This window comes from uncultured Methanobrevibacter sp., assembly GCF_937881195.1.
Taxonomy (GTDB): Archaea; Methanobacteriota; Methanobacteria; order Methanobacteriales; family Methanobacteriaceae; genus Methanobinarius.
The window spans coordinates 1-21895 of the sequence record NZ_CALGFC010000038.1 but is presented as its reverse complement, the minus strand read 5'-3'; the positions used below and the strand labels follow the sequence as shown (position 1 = coordinate 21895).

The following is a 21895-nucleotide window of genomic DNA, read 5'->3' as shown; positions in this document are numbered from 1 at the left end:
GCATCAATTTGTCTTTCTATTCTTTTTAATTGAAGACCTATAGTATAATTTACTATTTCTTTTTTATCAACATCTTCATTGTTCTTTAATCTTTCTACAATATTATTTTTATCAGACATTTTATATTCTCCTATTAATTATATCTGTGTTTTAAAAGATATATATCATTTATTAACTGAATACTAAAAAGTAATTATTAATCTTTTTACTATATCTAGTTTATTTTAATATTTTATTTTTAATAAATTTATAATTATATAATCTTTTTTTAAAAATGAAAAATTTATTAATAAGTTAATTAAGTAGATAATATTATCTAACTTCTAATTTTTATCTTTTAATATAGGTGAATATATGAAAAAGAATTCCATGATTGATAAAGAATTAAACGAAATTGAAGATGAAATGCAGAATAATAGAAAAATAATAACATGAAAAGAATTTAAAAAAAATTCAATAAAGGATTAACTAAAGGATTAGGAATAATAATATTATTAATAATATTTGGGTTTTTTACATTTCCATTATTAAGCTTTATTGGCCCAATATTAGGGGGTAAGAATTGGTGGTTTAATTGTAAGAACAACATTACCAACTAAAAATGAATATAAAATTGTAGAAAATGATAGTATTACTCCAATTCCAGATAGTTTAATTGAAAATAAAAGGGTATTGAAAAAATAAAAAGGAACTTTCAGATATATCTTAGAATATATAGTTGCAATAATATTTGTAATATTTTTTTGGTTTTTATGTGCTATAACTCATGGGTGTGAACTGTCTAATCTATTTCAAATTAAACTAACTTTAAAAAAGATGAAAAGATTATTAACGATTTATTGAGGCAATTTTAGAAATAAAATTTTTTAATTATATTATAATTTTATGAAGAAATAATAAATTAATCAGATTGAATAAAAAAATTTTTTAGTTTTCTTTCTCCTTCATGATCAATATAATATTTATCAATTATTTTTCCTTCCTCTAAATGTATAACATAATTACAACATTCAAAAATAAGTTCAAGATCATGGGAAATAATAAAAGAACTAATTCCTCTTTTTTGAAGATTTTTTATATTATTGGCTACTTCTCTCATGTGTTTTAAATCTAAACCACTTGTAGGCTCATCGAAGATCATTATTTCTTTATTAGAAGCAATTGCACTTCCTATTACTATTCTTTGTTTTTGCCCACCAGATAAAGCCATTGGATGGGCATCTTTAAACTCAAGTAAGTCTAAGTTTTTTAAAATATCTTCAGCTATTTCTTTTTTTTCATTACATGTTATTTCATTTTTACTAATAAAATCATCCAAACTTAAATAGATTTCATCTAAAACACTTTCTGTAAATAGTTGATAATTAACATCTTGCATTACCATGTATGAGATTTTAAGCCTATTTCTTGAATTAAGATTTTTCCCGTTAACTTTTAATTTTCCTTTACATTTACGTTCTAAACCACATAAACATCGTGCAAATGTAGATTTACCTGCTCCATTCTTTCCAATAATAGCTATTATCTCATTTTGTGGAATTTTTGCAGAATCAATGTTTATTGCTAATTCATTTTCATAAGAAAATTTAAAGTCTTTTAAAGAAAAATAGGGATTATGTAATGAATTTTTTTTGCTGGAATCACTTTTATTAATATCTTTTTTATTATTATTATTATTATAATTATCTTCCTTTTCATGATTATTTATTTCATTAAAAATATTATTTTTATTTTTAGTTAAATTAGTTAAAGATAGAGTTCTTATTCCTAAATTTGAAAAAGAATTATCTTGCATTGTTTTTATCTCTTCATTTGAAATTATTCTTTGGATTTTTCCATCTTTCATATATATCATGCGATCAATAATATCTTTTAAAAAATATATTCTATGTTCTGCTATAATAACAGTTTTACCCATATTTTTCCAAGAAATAATCATTTCTCTTAAATCCCATGTTGCAGTAGAATCAAGATTAGAAGATGGCTCATCAAGAATTAAAATTTCTGGAAAACAAGCAGAAATAGAAGCACAAGCTATTTTCTGCTTTTCCCCACCAGATAGTTTGAAAATACTTTTGTTTAAAAGATGTTCTATTTGAAAATCATAAACAATTTTATTAATTCTTTTTTCTATCTCTTTTATAGGCAATCCTAAATTTTCACATCCAAAAGCTAGTTCACTAGTAGTATCAACATTAAAAAATTGTGTTTTAGGATTTTGAAAAACTGAACCAATTTTTTCAGCAATTTTATATATTGGTATTTCAAAAATATTCTCATCTATCAAAGTTATATTTCCATCAACTTTTCCCGAATAAAAGTTTGGGATTAAACCATTTATTAAGCGAGTGATAGTTGTTTTTCCAGATCCTGATTCACCACACAAAAGGATAACTTCTCCTTTTTTAATATGTAAATTGATATTATTCAAAATATTGCTTTTTTTTTCTTCAGAATAAGTAAAATTAAGATTATTGATTTTAAGCAATTGATATCCCTCCTATAATATATAGAACAAAGATTATAAGGCCAATAATTGATACTATCAAAATTAAAAAATCAGAAATTCCAAATCCTATTTGACAAATATTAGTTCTTGAAATAGGGTTACTCAATCCCCTAGTTAATGATGCTGCGGATAATTCTTCTCCTGTTTTCACAGCATTTATTAATAATGGCACGAAAATATATTCTAATAGTCTTAATGGATTTAATAATGATTTTAAGTCACTCCCTATCCTTCTCATTTTCATTGCATCTTTTATAGCCCTTATTTCTTCAATTATTGTTGGAAAGTATCGAAATAAAACAGATATTGGAATAGATATTGATTCTGGAATCTTCATTCTATTCATTGATGCCATAAACTCACTTACCTTTGTAGTTGTTAAGACATAATATCCCATAATAATTCCTGGTCCCATTCTAACAATCACACTAGAAAACATTATAAGTAGTCCATTTATTAAACCATGAGTAACAGGTATAAGATATATCTCGATTAATTTAGCTATAAAAAAAAGTAAAATGAATATAAAAGCTATTTTTTCTTTATTACTCAATAATAGACAAAAAAATGGAATGAATATTAAGAATATTGTTATATATAACGGAACCAAAGAGAATGCTAGTAAATTTATTACAACTAATGCAAAAATTTTCGTTCTTGGATCTAATTTTAAAAAATATTTTTCGGTTGTAGATTTAAAAAATTCGCTCATTTAAACCATCTATTTAATCATATAATTATTTTTTTAAGGGATTTTTTGAGGATTATTAATTATTGAAGATTAAATAAATTAAAATTAATAAATAATATTCATTATTTCCTATTATCCTTCTTTACTTATTATTCCTTTTTTTAATATTATGCAATATTTGCTCGTTTAAAATGTTTTTTAAGTACTTTTTTACCAATAATTGCTCCCAATATACCCCCTATAAAAGCACCTATAATCAAAACAAAGAATGCCCATGGGGGTGTTATAGTGGCTATAACATTAGCATATTCTACTCCCATGCCGGAATTTAAATAAGACAAGAAAGAATCTCTCATTACCCATAAAGGAAGCATATTTCCCATTATTCCAATACTAAAAACAGCGAATCCTATGATTGATTTTATAGAACTTTGATAATTTCCAGACTTCATTATTAAATCGGATAATATTCCAAAAATGAGGAAAGTCAATATAGGGATCCATGTATGTCCACTAATAAACATGATAAGACCAACAAGTAAAGCCATTATTGTAACCATTCCAAACTTTTTCACTTTTGTTATGAAAAGCATAAATGGGATTCCTCCAACAATAGGCACTAAAATCGGAAGTATAACTAAAAATAAGGGAATATAACCAATCATACCCACAGCGAATACTACAATTATGTAAATTGCAGTAAATATTCCTACATTTATCAAATCTTTTATATTTAATTTTTCATTCAATTTATCACCAGTAAATAAAGCTATTCTGAATAAATAATATATCATAAAATATTTTTTATCAAATATCATGTGCATTGATTTATAAATAAATATAATAAATATTATTTAAAAAATATTAATATAATTCAGATTTTTATTAAATATGTTTATTTAAATTTAGTTTAGACTAAATCATATATAAATTTTTTGGCATACCTAAATTTTTTCATTATTTTTTATTAAAAATTATTTATAAAAATTTTATATATCTCTATTTTAAATATAATGAGGACCATATAATAGGATAATTTAGCCATACCTAAATTTTTGATAAAAATGTTCTAATAAAAAAAATAATTAGATAATAAGATATTTTAATAAAAAAAATAATTAGATAATAAGATATTTTAATAAAAAAATAATTTGATAAAAAAATTTAAATTAATAATAAGTTTGGTATGACAACTACTTGTTGATAAAAATTAATATAAATAATGATTATCATGAAAAAAAATCCATTAAAGATAAATATTGATAAAAAATATGAAAACTCAATGAAAATTTTTAATGAAAACTCTTTTAAAACAGTATATTCTTTTGATTTTAAGCTAGCAAAAGGAAAAATGATAAGCTATGGTGTTTTTCCAGGGATTTATCTAATAAATATTGAAATTCATGGGTTTGAAATAAATGAATTTAATAGAATGAACTCAAATCAGGAAATTACTATTAATCATTGTAAAAAAGGAAGATTTGAATGTAAATTTAAAGGAAAATACCATTATTTGGAAGAAGGGGATTTAGTTGTATCAACAAAAAATACTGAAAGTAATTATTCAACATTTCCTTTAGGTTATTATGAGGGAATAGAAATATATATCAATAAAAAATCCGCTAAACCATTTTTGAAAGATGTATTTGGGTATTCATTTGATTTAAATGAGTTATACAATAAAATATCCGAAAATAATGATTTTTTGTTAATTAAATCTACAAAAGAAATAGAACATATTTTTAATGAAATGTATTATGTAGATGAAAAAATTCAGAAAATCTACTTTAAATTAAAAGTATTAGAACTTTTTTTATTTTTAAAAATAACTCCATTAAATAATACAATTGAAAATAGAAAATATTTTTCAAAAAAACAGGTAGAAACTATTAAAACTATAAGAAAAGAATTAATAGAAAACATTCAAAAACCTATAACGCTGGAATATTTATCAAAGAAGTATAATATTAGTATTACATCATTAAAAACTTCTTTTAAATCTATTTATGGCAAACCAGTATATACTTGGAGAAAAGAGTATCGTTTACAAGTAGCTAAAGAATTATTAAATAAAGAAGATTATAAAATTAGTTATATAGCTAATAAAGTAGGTTATAAAAATTCTAGTAAATTTTCTGCTGCATTCAAAGATTATTATAAGATTACTCCAAGTCAATATAGACTAAAAGAAAATAAAAGAAAACTTTAAATTTATTTACTTATTTTGTCCATTTGGATTATTTTGTCTTTTTAGTTCGATTATATTTATATATTTATTGTGTTAATATAAGCTAACTGTAATAAATTAATTAAATAATTCTCATAGTTTTTTATTTTATTTTAATTTTAATAAATATATCTTTAAAGTCCTTTGAGATATATTAGCTTTTCAAATTCTTTTAAATTTTGGATGGCTTTTTGGATTATTATAAATTTAGGCATGCCTAAAATTCTTTAAAATCTATTAAAATAATAATTAATCTATCTGAAGTAATTATTAATTTATTAAAATAATAATTAGTCTATTAAATAGTTGATTGATTTATTAAATAATTAATTATTAGGATAATAATATAAGAGGAAAAAAAATGAAGTTATATGAAAAAAAAGACAATAAATTCTTAAGTTTGTTAAGTTTTTCAGGAAATTACAAATATTTAACAATCGTTGGGTGCATTTTAGCAGGTATTAGTGCTATTTTAGGATTAATGCCATTTATTTATATTTGGAAAATGATTGAAGAGATAATATCAGTAATGCCAAATTATTCAAATGCTGTAAATTTAGCTCATTATGGATGGATGGCATTATATTATGGATTATTATCTATAGGAATTTATTTTATAGGTTTAATGTGTACACATTTATCTGCATTTAGAAACGAAAGAAATATGAAAATAATAACTATGAAACACTTACTGAAATTACCTTTAGGATTTTTTTCAAATAAAAGTAGTGGAAGTTTACGTAAAATTATTGATTATAGTTCTGGAACAACTGAAGGGTTTTTAGCTCATTCATTACCTGATTTGGTTATTGCAATAATAACTCCTATTGCTTTTTTAGTACTATTATTTACTTATAATTGGTTTTTTGGATTATTATCTTTAGTTCCTATGGTAGTAGGACTATTAATAATCCTACCTATGATTGGAGGAAGTAACAAAAAAATGTTAATAAAATATCAACAATCTTTAGAAGATATGAATGCTGAAGCAGTAGAATATGTAAGGGGAATACCAGTTACAAAAACTTTCCAACAAAGTATATTTTCTTTTAAAAGTTTCCATAAAACAATTAAAGATTATAGTAAATTTGTAACTGACTATTCAATTTCATGTCAAGTACCTTATAGCTGTTTTACTGTTTCAATAAACGGATTTTTTGCATTATTAATACCTGCGGGAATATTATTAATAGGTTCTACATTTAATCCTTCTTTATTTTTAGATTTAATATTTTATATTATTCTAACTCCAATAGCATCTTTAATAATGACTAAAATAATGTTTTCAAGTCAAAATTGGATGATTGCTAAACAAGCATTATTAAAAATAGAAAAAATATTAGATAATAAACCATTAGAAGAAACTAAAAACCCACAACATATTAATAATCATCAAATAAAGTTTAAAAATGTTTCATTTAAATATCCTGGAAATATTAAGGATACTTTAAAAAATATTAATTTTGAAATAAAAGAAAATCAAACAATAGCACTTGTTGGTCCTTCTGGAGGGGGAAAAACTACATTAGCTACATTAATTCCACGATTTTGGGATGTAAATACTGGAAAAATATTAATTGGAAATGCAAATGTGAAAAATATTAAGAAAGAAGATCTAATGAAAAATATTTCCTTTGTTTTTCAAAAAACTCAATTATTTAAAGACAGTATATTAAACAATGTTTTAATTGCTAAAAAAGATGCTAAAAAATCAGAAGTATTAGAAGCATTAAGTGCTGCACAATGTGATGATATTTTAGAAAAATTACCTGAAGGGATAGATACAGTTATTGGGAAATCAGGAGTTCATTTATCTGGGGGAGAACAACAAAGAATAGCTTTAGCTCGTGTAATATTAAAAGATGCACCAATAATTATTCTAGATGAAGCTACAGCATTCACTGACCCTGAAAATGAATATAAAATACAGAAAGCATTTAAAAAGATTACCGAAGGAAAAACTGTATTAATGATAGCACATCGATTATCTACAATTAAAAATGTGGATAAAATACATGTAATAAAATCTGGAGAGATTATGGAATCCGGAACACATAATGAGCTTATTGAAGCCAATGGATTTTATAAAAATATGTGGGATGATTATAATGAATCTGTACAATGGAAATTGGAAAATTCTCAATCTTTAGTGAATTTAAATGGTTAAAAATGAAGAATATAAGAAAATAGGGATTATAAATAATTATAAGTATGAAAAAATGAGTTTAAAGGAGTTTAATAAATGATTGATGAATATTTAGTTAAAAAATTTGCATTAAGCAAAAAAGGAGCAAATAATCTAAAAAAAGGAATACTATATACAACTCTTTTAGATTTTAGTTTAATGTTACCTGTTATGCTGTTTGTTTTATTTTTATCTCAATATATACCAGAACCAAATATTGTGTCTGTTAAATTAGATTTAATAGGATTTATAGTTTTAATAATTATTGTATTAGTAATAATTTATATATTAAAATCAAAACAATACAATTTAATATACAATGCTACTTATGAAGAGAGCGAAGTAAGGCGGATAACACTTGCAGAAAAACTAAGAAAACTTCCAATGTCGTTTTTTGAAAAAAAGAATTTATCTGATTTAACAACTACTATCATGGGAGATTGCACTGAACTAGAACACGCATTTTCTCATGCAGTTCCAGAATTAGCAGGATCTATAATTTCATTAGTAATAATAGCTATTGGAATGTTAATATTTAATATTCCCTTATCTATTGCTTTACTATGGGTTATTCCAGTTTCTTTTTTCATTGTCATTGTTTCAAGATCAATACAAGAAAAAAATAGTGAAAAAACAATAAAAAAACGTAGAAATGGTGCTGATGGAATTCAAGAGTCTATTGAAACAATAAAAGAATTAAAAGCATATAATTATGAAGATGATTATCTAACAGGACTAAACAAAAAAATTAGAAATATTGAATCGTCTCTTATTAAAAATGAATTAGCTACTGGGATTAGTGTTGTATCTGGCCAAATGGTACTTAAATTAGGTATTGTATCAGTAATGATTGTGGGATCTAATTTACTTGTAAGTGGCCAAATTGGTTTATTAATTTTTATATTGTATTTAATAGCTGCAGCATTCATATATCTACCAATTCAAGGAGCATTAGAATTTTTAGCAGAAATATTCATGTCAGGAGTTAAAATTAAGAGAATGAAAAAAATAGAGAACCAAGCAATCCCTGATGGATCTATAGAATACTCTAATAGTGGATATGATATTAATTTTGAAAATGTAAGTTTTAATTACAAAGAAGATAAAGAAGTATTAAAAAATATTAGCTTTAATGCAAAACAAGGAGAAGTAACAGCATTAATAGGTCCATCTGGAGGAGGAAAAAGCACAATATCTAAATTAGCAGCAAGATTTTGGGATGCAGATAAAGGAAAAATAACCTTAGGAGGAATTGATGTAAAATCAATTGATCCAGAAGCACTACTTAAAAATTATGCAATTGTATTTCAAGATGTAGTTCTATTTAATAATACCGTAAAAGAAAATATAAGAATAGGTGCTCATGGAGCAAGTGATGAAGAAGTATATAAAGTAGCAAAATTAGCAAGGTGTGATGAATTTGTAAAAAACCTTCCAAATGGATATGATACATTAATTGGAGAAAATGGGTCATTATTATCTGGGGGAGAGCGACAAAGAATATCCATAGCAAGAGCATTACTAAAAAATGCACCAATAATATTATTAGATGAAGCAACAGCATCTTTAGATGTAGAAAATGAATCTAAAATTCAAAAAGCATTATCAATATTAATTAAAAATAAAACAGTAATTGTAATTGCACATAGAATGCGTACAATATCAAATGCTGATAAAATTATTGTTTTAAATGAAGGAAAAATAGTTGAAGAAGGTTCTCCTGAAGAACTAACCGAAAAAAATGGTTTATACAAAAAAATGTTGGATATACAAAGCAAAACAGGAAAATGGACATTGTAATTAAAAATTAGAATTATTATGATTCTTAATTTTTTCAATTTTTATTATATTATCAATTCATATTTTTTAATAATTTATAGAAATTGATTTTATTTATTCTTTTTTGAAATTTTTTCCATTAAAACTTTTTTATACTATATTTTAATATTTTTTAATTCTTCAAAACTCATAAAATTAATTTTTAATCAAAGATATAACAGGTCATTGATATTGAACCATATACACATTTATCATTAAATATTTCTACTTTGTAATTTTTCCCAACAGCTCCTAATGCATATATGATAGGAATAAAATGCTCTTTTGTATAAAAAGCATTCTTATATGAACTTGTATTCTTTTCATAATTGATTATATTATTAATATTATTTTTAACTATATTTTCTTTAATGTATTCATCGAACTCTTCTGCCCATAAAAAGCCATTTTCCTTGTTCCAGTCCATTAAGTTTAAGTTATGAACAATGTTTCCACTACATAATATTAAAACACCTTCATCTCTTAAAAAACTAAGTTCTTTACCTAACAATAAGTGCTCCTCTAATGTCATATCATTATTTATACTTAGTTCTAAAACTGGAATATCTGCTTCTGGATACATATGAACTAAAACTGACCATGCACCATGATCTATTCCCCAATTTTCATCTTTTTCTATATGAAAACTTGAATTTTCAATAATCTTTTCAGCATGATAAGTTGATCCTAATGCAGGGTATTTAACCTCATATAATGGTTCTGGAAATCCATACATATCATAAATCATTTTTGGATTTTCAGTATATACTATTCTTGTTCCATTAGTATAATAGTGTGCTGATACAACTAAGATAGCTTTTGGCTTGGGTATATCTTTAGCTATTTCTTTCCATTTATTACTAAATTCATTATTTTCAATAGCATTCATGGGTGAACCATGTCCCACAAAAAGCACTGGCATTTTTGACATTTTTTCCTCCATTATTATAATCCATATTTATTATACATATAAATATTATAATTAATAATAAAATTTATTAAAAAATATTTAATAAAAAATGAAATTAAAAGATTATTATTTAAAAAACTCTTTTATTTTGAGATTAGAAGTAAAAAATTTATAATTTTTCTTTTTTTATTTCTTTTTTAGCTATATTTATTGATTTAATGAGGTTTGGGTTATTTTCATCTATTGAGTTTAGTAGTTTATTTGTTTTTTCATTAAATATTCCAATTTGTCCAACTGATCGAACAATTTCCCATTTGATTTGAACAGGTGGTTTTTCATTAATTATATTAAAAAGTAAGTTTAAAGCTTTTTCATTTTTTTTAAATCCACTTAATGCTCTAGCTATTTTCCATTGAATAATTTCATAGGGTTTATGTTTTTTTGATAGGATTTTTAAAGAGTCCAAAGCCCTATGGTCATCATATTTTGAAGCTATTCTACCAACAGCATCAATAGCTTGTTCTTTAATAAAAATATCTTCTTTATTTAAGCTATCTTTATTTAATAATTCAATTAGGTAAGTGGTTGATACTTTACCTAAATTAGATAGTGTTCGTGCTGCTAAATCCCTTGGAAGTGGAAAGCTTTTTTTGTTAAAATATTTTTTTGGAAGTGTTTTTTCTTGATTATTTCCAATTTTTCCAAGTAAATCAATTAAGTATGGAACAGCTATTTCTCCAAAATTAGCTAATGCTTTAGAAATAGCTATTCGAGTATATAATGCATCTTCATCCTGGAATTTCTCAGCTAAATATTTAACAGCTGATTCTTCATTTTTTTCATCTAAAAGTGTTATAGCTACAGTTCTTTTCCAAGGTTCTTCATTGTTCATTAGATCTATTAATTCTTCAATGTTGTAATTTTTAAATCCATCTAAGTCTGATTTATTTATTTGCCCTCTTTTTCTTCTAGCTAATATTTTACTTTTATTATTCATTATATAAATTCCCAATGTTTATTTATATTTTCACTACTAAAAAAATAAGAAACATCTAAAATATCAGGATTTCAAAATAATTATCTATTAAACAAACTTGTTATTTTTATTTCTTTTGTATTTTCGATTATTATTATTATTATTATTTTTTGTTTTTTTATTATAAAATTTTTACTTCTTTTTTTTGTGACATTTATTTTTTTCTTTTTGATATTTTTATAAACATTTATAAAGTTTAATTGATAATTTATCAATTAATATTTATTTATTCATTTTTTTCATTTGGACTTTAAGAAGTATCATGTAATGGGTTAGTGTATATATGTTTAGAAAAAGTTTTGTAATATTTTTTTTATTATTGTCGTTGTGTTTTTTTGTTAATTGTGTTTCTGCTGTTGATGTGAGTTTGGATGAGGTTGAAAAAGCTTCTCAGGCTGTTGTTGAATTTGATTTGGATAATGAAAAAGTTCCAAGTTCGGTTTCGGTTTCTGGAAAGACTATTGCTGATGAAGAATTTTTGCATACTGCTGTTCGTTATACTATACGTGTTAGTGAAGGAAATACGAATAATATAACTATTCAATCAATTAATAGTCCTAGTTCTCCACAAGGTTCTGGTTCTGGAACACTTACTAAAGCTCAGTATATATCATTGGCTAGAAATATAAATGTATATTGTACTGAAAATGGTAAAGCTCCTAATTATATGTCAAGTCCAATTGGAAATATTCGTTATGAATCACTTTTACATGCCTATGCAAGAATCATGAATTATTACCGAGCAGATGGAGTTTTGCCTAATTCAATGTCATTTCCAATAATATCTGGAATATCTTCATCAGGCGTTACTGTTGATCAAACACCACCAACAACATCCATTAACCTTCAAGGAGGATGGTATAATACAGCTAAAACAGTAACACTAACTGCTACAGATAACAAAGATACAAATCCTAGTATTTATTATAAAATAAATTCGGGGGACTGGATAAAAGGAGGAAAAACCGTCTCTTTGACTTTCCAACAAGGAATTACCACTTTGTATTATAAAGCTAAAGATGATAAAGGCAATACTGAAACTCAAAAATCAGTTGTATATAAGATTGATAAAGTTGGGCCAACTGTTAATTATTCTTATAACTCTGGTGTTCTTATTTTAACTTCTATTGATGATATGGATAATAATCCGACTATTTATTATAATGTTGATAATGGTAACATTATTTCTGTTAGTAAAACTGCTACTATAATCCTTAATGAAGGTAGGCATATTGTTTTATTTTCTTCTAGGGATGCAGCTTGAAATATTGAATTTAATTATCAACTAAATATTACATGTGATTTAACTTCACCTAACTTTAATACTAATTTAGTCCCTGGTTGGTATAATTCAACTAAAATTTTAATTATCAACACAACTGATAATTTTGATTCAAATCCAGTTATTGCTTATTCTATTAATGGAGGAACAATAATCCAAGTTAATAATTCTGCTAGGATTAATTTGGATGAAGGATTTTATGCCATTGATTTTGTTGTAGCGGATCATTATGGGAATGTAGGAAATTGGCAGAGTTTACGTTATTATATAGATTTAACTCATCCCAATGTTTATAGTAATTTAGAAGATGGTTTTTATAATTCGAGCCAAACTTTAAGATTAAATGTTACTGACAATTTAGATTACAACTCTACAATATATTACAGAATAAATGGCGGTAATTGGATTTCAAAAAATTCCAATGCAAAAATATCACTAACAAATGGCACATATACTATAGAATATTATGCAGTTGATCGTGCAGGAAATAAAGCACCACTTAAAACTTTAATTATCGATATTAACACTACGGTTATTGAAGAATATGGAGAATTTTATCCTAATGTAGATTCAGATCTTATAGGTGGTTGGTATAACCAATCACAAAACTTAACACTAGAAACTAATAGTGAAAATCTAACTGTTTGGTATAATATAAACAATACCTCTTTTGTATCTGGGGGTAATAAAGTTATTATAAATTTAACTCATGGTTATTATTTTATACAATATAAAGCAGTCGATAATTTGGGTAATGAAACAACAGTTAAAACATTAATGATTATTATTAATGAAGCAGGAAATTTAACATTACCTGGTCGTGTTATTAATTATAATACTGGGAAATTTTATAATGATATTCAAGAAGCGATAAATGATAATGAAACTCTTGATGGGGATTATATTGAAGTTTTAGCAGGAATATATGAAGGAAATTATGTAATTAATAAAAGTATAATTTTATCAGGGGGAATAAATGGTGAAACCATATTATTGCCGATTGATAATAAAAAAGCAACATTATTTTTAAATTATAGTGGTATTGTAGTTTCGGGATTAACATTAATGGATAACAATAATACTATTATAGAACTGCCTAGTTATAATTATACTACTCAAGGGGCAATATATATTAATGGTGTTTCAAATTGTACAATTATCAATAATGATTTTATAAATAATACTTGTTCTATTTCAAATAATGAATCAAAAATTTCTAATAATAATTGGATTATGTATAATAATATACAAAGTAATGTAGTTATTATTAAATATTCTCCTAGTGAAAGAGATTTTCATTTAGTAAATGTAGAAAATTATTTCATTGGATATAATAATTTTAAAATACATGAAAGTGCAGGAATATTCTTAGTAAACATATCAAAATCTTTAATATATGCTAATAATATTAAACAAGAGGAATTTCCTCAAACAAGTGGATTATTATTATTTGAATCTTTAAATAATACTATAATGAATAATCTTTTTATAAATTTTACTTTTGGATTATTTTTATTTGAAGTAAATAATATTTCTATTATTGAAAATATTTTCATTGATAATGAGAATGGTATTAGTTTGGCTCGTGTGAATAATACTAATATTTCTTTTAATAGTTTCCAAAGCAGAGAACATTCATTATTTATTCAGAATTTCGAATCTTTTGAGATTATTAATGTTAATGCAACTAATAATTGGTGGGGAACAAATTCTCCAACATTAGGAATTTATTTTGAAGATGGAGATATAATGGCGCTTTATGATTTGAATGGTGGTTTATATTTTGATCCTTGGATTGTGGCTAGCATTTCTCCTACATCCTATAAAGTTTCTGATGGTAAAATTTATGAATCAATTGTGACTGTGGATTTAACTCATAATAGTAATGGTGAGGATATTTCTGCTTTAGGTTGTATTCCTGATGGAGGAATAGTTAATTTTAATTCACAGTATGGCAATATAACTAATAGTTCGGTCGTTGTTGATGGTAAGGCTTCTGCAATATTAACTTTTAATACAACTGTTAATGATAATAAAACAGGAGTTATGGCTTTTATTGATGATGAAATGGTTTATGATTTTATTGATAATAAACCATTTATTGAAGTTTGGTTATTTTCAAGTGCAATTGATCAAGAAACAGGTTATCTTCTTAATATAACTCATAAAATTGAAAATAATGGTTCTCTTGCATGGGTTACTGTACTATGGCGGGAAACTGGTTTATTCACAGCAGATATAGATTTAATATATGATGGTGAAGTTATTCTAACTAAACACATTACTAATTTGGCTTATGAATTGTATAAAAATAGTTATCGTGAAGAAGTTTTCAAGGCTATAAATGATTATAACATTTTTATAGGTTCTAAATCTTATGAATCATATGGTTTGCTTAATCAAGATGAAGCAATATCATTATATTTGGGGTTTTTAATAAATGAATATAACTTGTCTTCAGATGAGTTAGGATTCATAATGTCTAATCACTTTTATTTTATTGATACTTTATATGATGGAATTAATTATTTTGGTGATAGTAATCCTAAATTTATAATACTTAATTCTGAAACAGGAGAATATGAAAATATTGCTCTTCCAGGTAATCCTTCTTATAGAATGGCTCCTATATTTTATGATAATGGTATATATGATGGTCATGATACTGGTTTTGAAGGCTTAAAATCTTATGCTATAGCTTACTCTAATGTCACTAGCGATGATTTAAGTTATTGGGTGTCACAAAAAAATCTTTTCAGTCCAGGTGCTATGAAAGCTGCTTATGGTACTTTCCTAACAGCTTTATTGGTTATTTATGAGCATGATCGTATAGCTGATCAAGCAGCCAAAACATATAATGTCACATGGGACCGTAAAACTCCAGTAATGGTATCTATGAATAATGATGTTGAAGATGCATATATTACAGGTGAAAGTGATCATAATATGGGAATGGATGTAATTGGAGATCCAATAAATGTTTATAATTTCCGTTTGACATGTTCATTTGCTTTTTCACTTGTTGAAGAACTTGTAGCGCATAATGTGTATAATACTACAGATATTGGCAGTGTAACACTTGGAATTTTACAGCATATTGCTGAAGGAGAAAAATTCATAACTTATTATAGTAATGGTTATTTGATAGTTTATACAGAAGAAAATAATAATAGTGTTTTATATATTGATTTAATTAATGGAATAGTTCGTGATGTTCACACAGGCAATATTCTAGGAGTACCATGTTTCCATGATGGAAAAACAAACCAGAGTATTGAATATGGTGAAAATTTACTTAATTCTAGTAATGGCTTTTCTGAACAATTAGAAATTGTTGGTAATGCTTCTATAATGTTTGGAGGCGTTTTTGGATCATTAATTACAGGTTCTGTTACTAGTGGAGGAATTGGAACATCTATAGCAGGATTAACACTTTCAAATCCAATTGGTGTCCTTATTGTAGGAACTTTTGTACTTGCTATTACTTTTGATGCATGTAGGCCTTTGTTTGCAGATATATATGATTATATGGGTAAGCCTGATTTAGCAGAATATTATCGTAACAATAATGTCTTTGATATGTTAGTTGATATGTATAGTTTTGATCCTATTATTGACAAACTTATGGGCTTACCTCCAGGGACACATGCATCACTAGTAACTATAATCAATCCTGCAAATATATTAAGAGCAGGAATCATAATATCATTAACAAAAAAACAAATTCCCTCTATTAATGGTGGTGCATTGATTACTGGCTTAAAGGAGGCTCAAAAATATAAAAATAGTGGTTCTGGTGATGGGAATGAGTCTTTATTTATATTGAATTGGTTTAGGGCAGCAAAAAATTTTATTAAAACGGGCTCTCAGAATATTGTTGATGGTATTGCAACTAAAAGTCCATCTCTTGTAGCTAAGGGTATTGCAAAAGTTACTGTTGGTACAGGAATAGCTGAGTTTGGCACTTTCTATGCGATTTTTCAACATCTCCCGAATTTAGGGGATTATATTGTAAAAGTGATAAAAAATATTTGAAAGATAATATTTTTTTTATATTGCACTTTTAATAAATAATGGAGTAATAATAATGTTTTCAGATATTATTTTGAAAAAGAGATTTGATAAAGCTTTAAAATGTTGGGAAAATAATGAATATGATAAAGCAGTTGAAATATTTAATGATTTAGTAGAAAAAGATTATGATTTATTAAATACTTATTTCAATCTTGGATTAATTTATTATGATAAAAAAGATTATGAAAAATCTATAATTTTTTTTGATAAAGTGTTAAATATTGATTCAGATTATGTTAAAGCAATAGTTTCTAAAGCCATATCCTTTTATAAATTAAATCAATATAAAGAATCTTTAAAATTATTTGATAATGCATTAAGATTATTTGATGGGGATTTTGAATTATTTTATAATAAAGGGCTTGTTTTAGTTGGTATGAATCAACTGGAAGATGCTTTATTGTCTATAAATAAATCATTGAAATTAAGACCAGATAACTTTTTAGCTTTATTAAATAAAGGAAATATCTTATTTTTGTTAAATAAATTTAATGAATCTTTGGAATATTATGATAAATGCTTAAAAATTTCTCCTAATTATTCCAATCTATTTGGAAATAAAGCAATGTCTTTATATTACTTAAAAAGATATGATGAAGCATTAAATTGTGTAAATACTGGTTTAGAAATAAATTCAGATAATGATAATTTATATTATATTAAAGTAATTGTTCTTGGAGGGATAGGTGATTATGATAGTGCATTAATATCATTTGATAAAGGATTTAAAATTAATCCTAATAATACAAAATATATAAAAGAAGCTGAAAAAATCTTATCTTATCTAAAAGATATTAATTCATGATTCATTATTTTAAATTGCATTAAATTTTTAGTAGAGTACATTTTCTAATTATAAAATACTAATCTGGTATGATTATGTTTTCGAGTATTGTTTTAAGAAGGAAGTTTAATAAAGCTAGAGAGTTTAGAGAATTTGGTGTGTATGATGAAGCTTTGAGAATTTATAATGAATTAATTGAAAAAGGTTATGACTTATTGAATACTTATTTTAATATAGGGGTAGTTTTTTCTGATAAAAAAAGATTTTGATAAAGCTATTTATTATTTTGATAAAGCTCTTTTATTAGATAAAGATAATATTCATGTTTTAATTCAAAAAGGGCTAGTTTTATATGGTATGAAAAATTATAATAATGCCTTGGGCATTTTTAATAAAGTTTTAAGTATTGATTGTGAAAATCAGCATGCCTTAATGGATAAAGGGTTGGTTTTTCTTGAAATAGGTAGATATGTTGAAGCTTTGGATTTGTTTAATAAATGTTTGATTAATGATTGAGATAATTATTCATTGTGGTTTTTTAAAGCTCATGCTTTAACTAGTTTAGATAATTATGATGAAGCTTTAAATTCATTGTATAAATCTTTAAATCTTAATTATGAAAATATAGGTGCATTATCTAAAATGAAGTATTTTACTAATTTTAGGTAATTTTAATGAAGCTTTAGATTGTTATAATAAATCTTTGAAAATTGAGCCTAGTAATGTAAATGTTTTAAATGATAAAGGGTGGGCATTAGGTAAAATAGGTAGGTTGAAGAAGGTTTAAGCTACATTAATAAATCTTTAGAATTAGGGCCTAATAATGCCGATATATTATATAATAAAAGATATATTTTGGAAAAATTAAAAAGATATCAAGAATCCTTAGAATATTATGATAAGTCTTTAAAAATAAATAATAATGATACTGATGCTTTAGAAGGTCTTGAAAGAGTTTTAAAAAAGATTAAAGATATTAATTGAACTTAGTTTTATTTTTTTAAATTTTATGAAAATATTCATTATAAAATAATTTATTATGCACATTTTAGGGAGTTTTGATATTATTAATTCTAATGATAAAAAGTTTTTAGCTGTTTTTTCACTTATAATAGTAATCTTAATCGCATTATTAATGGTATTTACTTTTAATTCTTTTTCTAATAATAATGATGGTATTAATTATTATGTTGATGATATTGGAGGTTATAATTTTAGTATTCCAGATTTTTTAATATTTGAGTCTGAAAATGTGAATAATAATAGTGAAGGAAAAATTTATTCAGGCTCACAAATTAGTCTTTCGATAATTGTTATATATAACAATACTTCAACAAGAGAACTTTTGGATTTTTATAAGATGACGAATTATTCTAAAATAAAAATTGATAATTTAGATGTCTATAAATCTACAAGCTATACTTCTACAGATTATCTTTTCAATATTAACAACGATACTATTCAAATTAGTTTTCTTGGGGAGAAAAATACGGATATTTTAGTTGAAGAGATGTTGAGAAATATTTAAAATAAAATTGGGTGTATTATGAAATATAATAATAAAATTATTTTAGTCCATATTTTATTGTTAATTATTATATGGGGTTTAATTTACTTAGAAAAATGGAATTTTCCAGATTTAAAGGTCTTTATCATAATTATTGCCATTTGCTTATTTTATTTTTTTATTAAGTTTTATGGATATAAAAATGAAAATTATGAGAAGATAACATGGAAAAAAATATGTGAAAAATATAATCTTTTATTAATAATTAAGAATATTAATAATATAGGATAAAAAACATGATCTCAAATTTTATTTTAAAAAGAAAATCTAATAAAGCTTTAAATTACATGAAAAAAAATGAATTTAGTAAATCTATTGAAATATTCACTGAACTTATTGAAAAAGATTATGATTTAATAAATACCTATTTTTATCTAGGTCAAATCTTTTTTGAGAAAGAAGATTTTGAAAAGGCTCTTTATTACTTTGATGAGTCTTTATTATTTGATGAAAATAATGTGAATATTTTAATTTATAAAGGATTAATTCTTTATGAACTTAAACAATTTAATAATGCATTAAATGTTTATGAAAAAGTATTAAAAATTCAGCCTGATAACTTAGATGCAGAATTTGGTAAGGGAATTGTTTTAACCGGACTTAAAAGTTATGAGGATGCTTTAGACATATTTAACAAAATATTGGATATTGATAAGAAAAATCCATCAAGATGGTATATTAAATCTTATGCTTTGATTGAATTATGTCGTTTTGAGGAAGCATTAGATTGTTTAAACGAGTCTTTAATTTTAAATCCTGGAAATCTTGAAGCTTTAATTAATAAAATTTTTGTTCTGAACAATTTAGATAGATTTGAAGAAGCTTTAAAAGTTAGTGATGAGGCTTTAGAATTAAATTCAAAGGATTATAATATTTGGCTTAATAGAGGTATTTCTCTGAAAAATTTAAATCGTTTTGATGAAGCTTTAGATTGTTTTGATAAAAGCTTAAATTTGAAGTCTGATGATTTTTATTCTTTATTTAATAAAGCTGATGTTTTATGTAAGTTAAATCGCTTGGAAGATTCTTTAAAATTTTATGATAAAGCTTTAAAATTAGATCCTGATAATGAATATACTTTAGAAGGTCGTGAAAGAGTTTTAAAAAAGATTAAAAATATTGATTAATTTTTATTTATTTTGAAGATTTTGATATTTATTAAATAATTTCCTAATTTTTTCATTTTTTTAAGATTGTTCTTTCATTAGTATTTTTAATATTAATACAAAAATGAGTATTTTAATAATATTTGCTTTTTAATCTATTTGTTTTTAATAAATTATACTTTTAATGTATATTATTTTAATATTAAATATTTTTAATGGAAAAGATTTAATTAATGGAGTTGAATTGTTCTTCATTAATTAATAAATAATTTATTAATTTGTTTGAGTTTAAATTTTCTTTATTTAAATCGATAGATGTTATTTGTGAGTTATTATATGTTTTATAATATAAAATACCTTTTTTAGTATTGTAACATGAGGTGTAAATTGTATATTCATATAAATTAGGTTCATCTATAAATGTACAACCTTTTTGTTGTTCAACTGAACCTAAAATATGGAAAAACTGTGAGACACTACTTGTTTCATCAAATTCAGAATAGGAATTTGCTCTTGTGAATGCTACTTTTGCAAATCTAGAAGCTGATGATAAATCACCTGGTAACCTATTGCACCCATACCTCTTGAATAATCAAATAATTTAATATTTCCACCAAAAGTGTTTTGGGGAGTTTTATTTGAAAGAGAAATATAATTGTTCAAGTAAAATAATTGTTTATCAAATGGAGGATTATTAGTTAAAACACCTATAGGATTATGATAAATTTTCAAACCATCATTTAATGGTTCAACAACAATAGCTCCTGAATCATCTGAAATCATCCAGTGGAGAGGAGATAATGGAAGTTCATCAGAAAAATTAATATTAACTAAATTAATATCATTTAACAATTCTTCTGCTTCACTAAGATTAGCAGCTTTTCCAAGTAAATATGGAATAAATTCAAAAGGGGTTAAATTAATCTTTCCATCTTCATATTCTCTGTAAACTGCATTATCTGGAAAGTTTAAACCAGCAATACTCAATCCTTTTTCATTACAAGCATCATAATATAAAGGATATGAATCAATACCTGCGGCAATTCCGATAATTGCATAATGAGAATCCATATCATCAATTTTTCTAAATTTAAATTTATAATTACGAGGAGTTATAGTTACTCTTTCATTATATGAGATTTCGTAATCAAAATTACGACCAAAATAATGGTCATTAGTTATATAATTACTTGCTGTACACATAAATAAACACCATTTTTATAATAAATTAGAATAATCTAAATCTACTAGTTTTTGATTTTTTACTTGAATCTAGAGGATTTTTAAATATTTATAGGATTTTTAAATTTATCATACCATAAACCATTCCTTTGCTGTTTTGAAGATTTAAAAGCATTTCTTTGAGTATCAAGATTTAAAGCAGTATAATAAACCTCTACCAATCAAAGAAACCACTATTTTTTATATTTTCTAAACTAGCTATTAATATAATTTTTTTATTTTTTTATATAATATTTTATATATTTTATATATAATAATTTTTATTCTCTATATTTTGGCTTCTATTTTACCAAGTTATTTTGGTCTTTTTTACTTTTTATTTTGCTTATTTTTTCAATTTTAGATGTTATAACTTTTATATTTGGCTATTTTAATTTTTTTATTTATTTTTTCTGATTTTAGTTACTTTTTTAGCTTTAATTTTATAAGGGGGGGGGGGGGGGGGTGGACTTTTTGTTTTTTTT

The 21895-nt window shown here is 24.3% G+C and carries 17 protein-coding genes and 1 pseudogene; 12 read left to right on the top strand and 6 right to left on the bottom strand.

Annotated elements, in window-relative coordinates:
• Positions 1-901: 901 nt before the first annotated feature.
• From Q0087_RS05810 to Q0087_RS05800, 3 genes are all read right to left on the bottom strand, one after another.
• Positions 902-2488: an ABC transporter ATP-binding protein gene (locus Q0087_RS05810; protein WP_297898738.1), complete on the bottom strand. Its 1587-nt coding sequence runs from the start codon at positions 2486-2488 to the stop codon at positions 902-904.
• Positions 2481-3221: an energy-coupling factor transporter transmembrane component T gene (locus Q0087_RS05805; RefSeq protein WP_297898736.1), complete on the bottom strand. Its 741-nt coding sequence runs from the start codon at positions 3219-3221 to the stop codon at positions 2481-2483. Before Q0087_RS05805 ends, Q0087_RS05810 begins: the two co-directional genes overlap by 8 nt.
• A 146-nt stretch (positions 3222-3367) precedes the next feature.
• Positions 3368-3949 (bottom strand): MptD family putative ECF transporter S component, encoded by a 582-nt coding sequence (locus Q0087_RS05800; RefSeq protein WP_297898735.1) that lies wholly within the window; start codon positions 3947-3949, stop codon positions 3368-3370.
• Positions 3950-4431: 482 nt separating this feature from the next.
• Between Q0087_RS05800 and Q0087_RS05795 the strand changes: the two genes are divergently transcribed.
• The 3 genes from Q0087_RS05795 to Q0087_RS05785 all read left to right on the top strand — a co-directional run bounded on the left by Q0087_RS05795 (position 4432) and on the right by Q0087_RS05785 (position 9412).
• On the top strand, positions 4432-5409 hold the full coding sequence (locus Q0087_RS05795) for an AraC family transcriptional regulator (protein ID WP_297898734.1): 978 nt from the start codon (positions 4432-4434) through the stop codon (positions 5407-5409).
• A 379-nt stretch (positions 5410-5788) separates the two neighbouring features.
• Entirely contained in the window at positions 5789-7594 is a 1806-nt protein-coding gene (locus Q0087_RS05790) for an ABC transporter ATP-binding protein (protein ID WP_297898733.1), read from the top strand.
• 75 nt (positions 7595-7669) lie between these two features.
• Positions 7670-9412, top strand: a complete 1743-nt coding sequence (locus Q0087_RS05785; protein WP_297898732.1) for an ABC transporter ATP-binding protein — start codon at positions 7670-7672, stop codon at positions 9410-9412.
• Between the two features lie 181 nt (positions 9413-9593).
• Here Q0087_RS05785 and ygiD read toward each other — a convergent pair whose 3' ends face one another.
• Together ygiD and Q0087_RS05775 are read right to left on the bottom strand one after the other, a co-directional pair.
• Complete coding sequence (ygiD, locus tag Q0087_RS05780) at positions 9594-10361, bottom strand: 4,5-DOPA dioxygenase extradiol (RefSeq protein WP_297898731.1); 768 nt, start codon at positions 10359-10361, stop codon at positions 9594-9596.
• A 148-nt stretch (positions 10362-10509) separates the two neighbouring features.
• Positions 10510-11337: a HEAT repeat domain-containing protein gene (locus tag Q0087_RS05775; RefSeq protein WP_297898730.1), complete on the bottom strand. Its 828-nt coding sequence runs from the start codon at positions 11335-11337 to the stop codon at positions 10510-10512.
• A gap of 322 nt (positions 11338-11659) precedes the next feature.
• On the opposite strand from Q0087_RS05775, the gene Q0087_RS05770 reads away from it, so the two are divergent.
• The 9 genes from Q0087_RS05770 to Q0087_RS05730 all read left to right on the top strand — a co-directional run bounded on the left by Q0087_RS05770 (position 11660) and on the right by Q0087_RS05730 (position 20210).
• The gene (locus tag Q0087_RS05770) at positions 11660-12640 is read left to right on the top strand and encodes an OmpL47-type beta-barrel domain-containing protein (RefSeq protein ID WP_297898729.1); all 981 of its coding nucleotides are present in this window, start codon (positions 11660-11662) and stop codon (positions 12638-12640) included.
• Positions 12641-12841: 201 nt separating this feature from the next.
• Positions 12842-16693: a nitrous oxide reductase family maturation protein NosD gene (locus Q0087_RS05765; protein WP_297898728.1), complete on the top strand. Its 3852-nt coding sequence runs from the start codon at positions 12842-12844 to the stop codon at positions 16691-16693.
• 52 nt (positions 16694-16745) lie between these two features.
• A complete protein-coding gene (locus Q0087_RS05760; protein WP_297898727.1) occupies positions 16746-17537 on the top strand; it encodes a tetratricopeptide repeat protein in 792 nt (263 codons plus the stop codon).
• 74 nt (positions 17538-17611) lie between these two features.
• A complete protein-coding gene (locus Q0087_RS05755; protein WP_297898726.1) occupies positions 17612-17785 on the top strand; it encodes a hypothetical protein in 174 nt (57 codons plus the stop codon).
• Positions 17766-18032 (top strand): CDC27 family protein, encoded by a 267-nt coding sequence (locus tag Q0087_RS05750; RefSeq protein ID WP_342765316.1) that lies wholly within the window; start codon positions 17766-17768, stop codon positions 18030-18032. The genes Q0087_RS05755 and Q0087_RS05750 overlap by 20 nt, the downstream gene beginning before the upstream one ends.
• A 12-nt stretch (positions 18033-18044) precedes the next feature.
• The gene (locus Q0087_RS05745; RefSeq protein WP_297898725.1) at positions 18045-18185 is read left to right on the top strand and encodes a hypothetical protein; all 141 of its coding nucleotides are present in this window, start codon (positions 18045-18047) and stop codon (positions 18183-18185) included.
• A gap of 123 nt (positions 18186-18308) precedes the next feature.
• Complete coding sequence (locus Q0087_RS05740) at positions 18309-18500, top strand: tetratricopeptide repeat protein (protein WP_342765315.1); 192 nt, start codon at positions 18309-18311, stop codon at positions 18498-18500.
• A gap of 55 nt (positions 18501-18555) precedes the next feature.
• On the top strand, positions 18556-19044 hold the full coding sequence (locus Q0087_RS05735) for a hypothetical protein (protein WP_297898724.1): 489 nt from the start codon (positions 18556-18558) through the stop codon (positions 19042-19044).
• Between the two features lie 275 nt (positions 19045-19319).
• Positions 19320-20210, top strand: coding sequence for a lipopolysaccharide assembly protein LapB (locus Q0087_RS05730; protein WP_297898723.1), 891 nt, complete (start codon positions 19320-19322; stop codon positions 20208-20210).
• A gap of 205 nt (positions 20211-20415) precedes the next feature.
• Here the strand turns inward: Q0087_RS05730 and bsh are convergent.
• Positions 20416-21392, bottom strand: a pseudogene (bsh, locus tag Q0087_RS05725) (choloylglycine hydrolase).
• Positions 21393-21895: the final 503 nt, after the last annotated feature.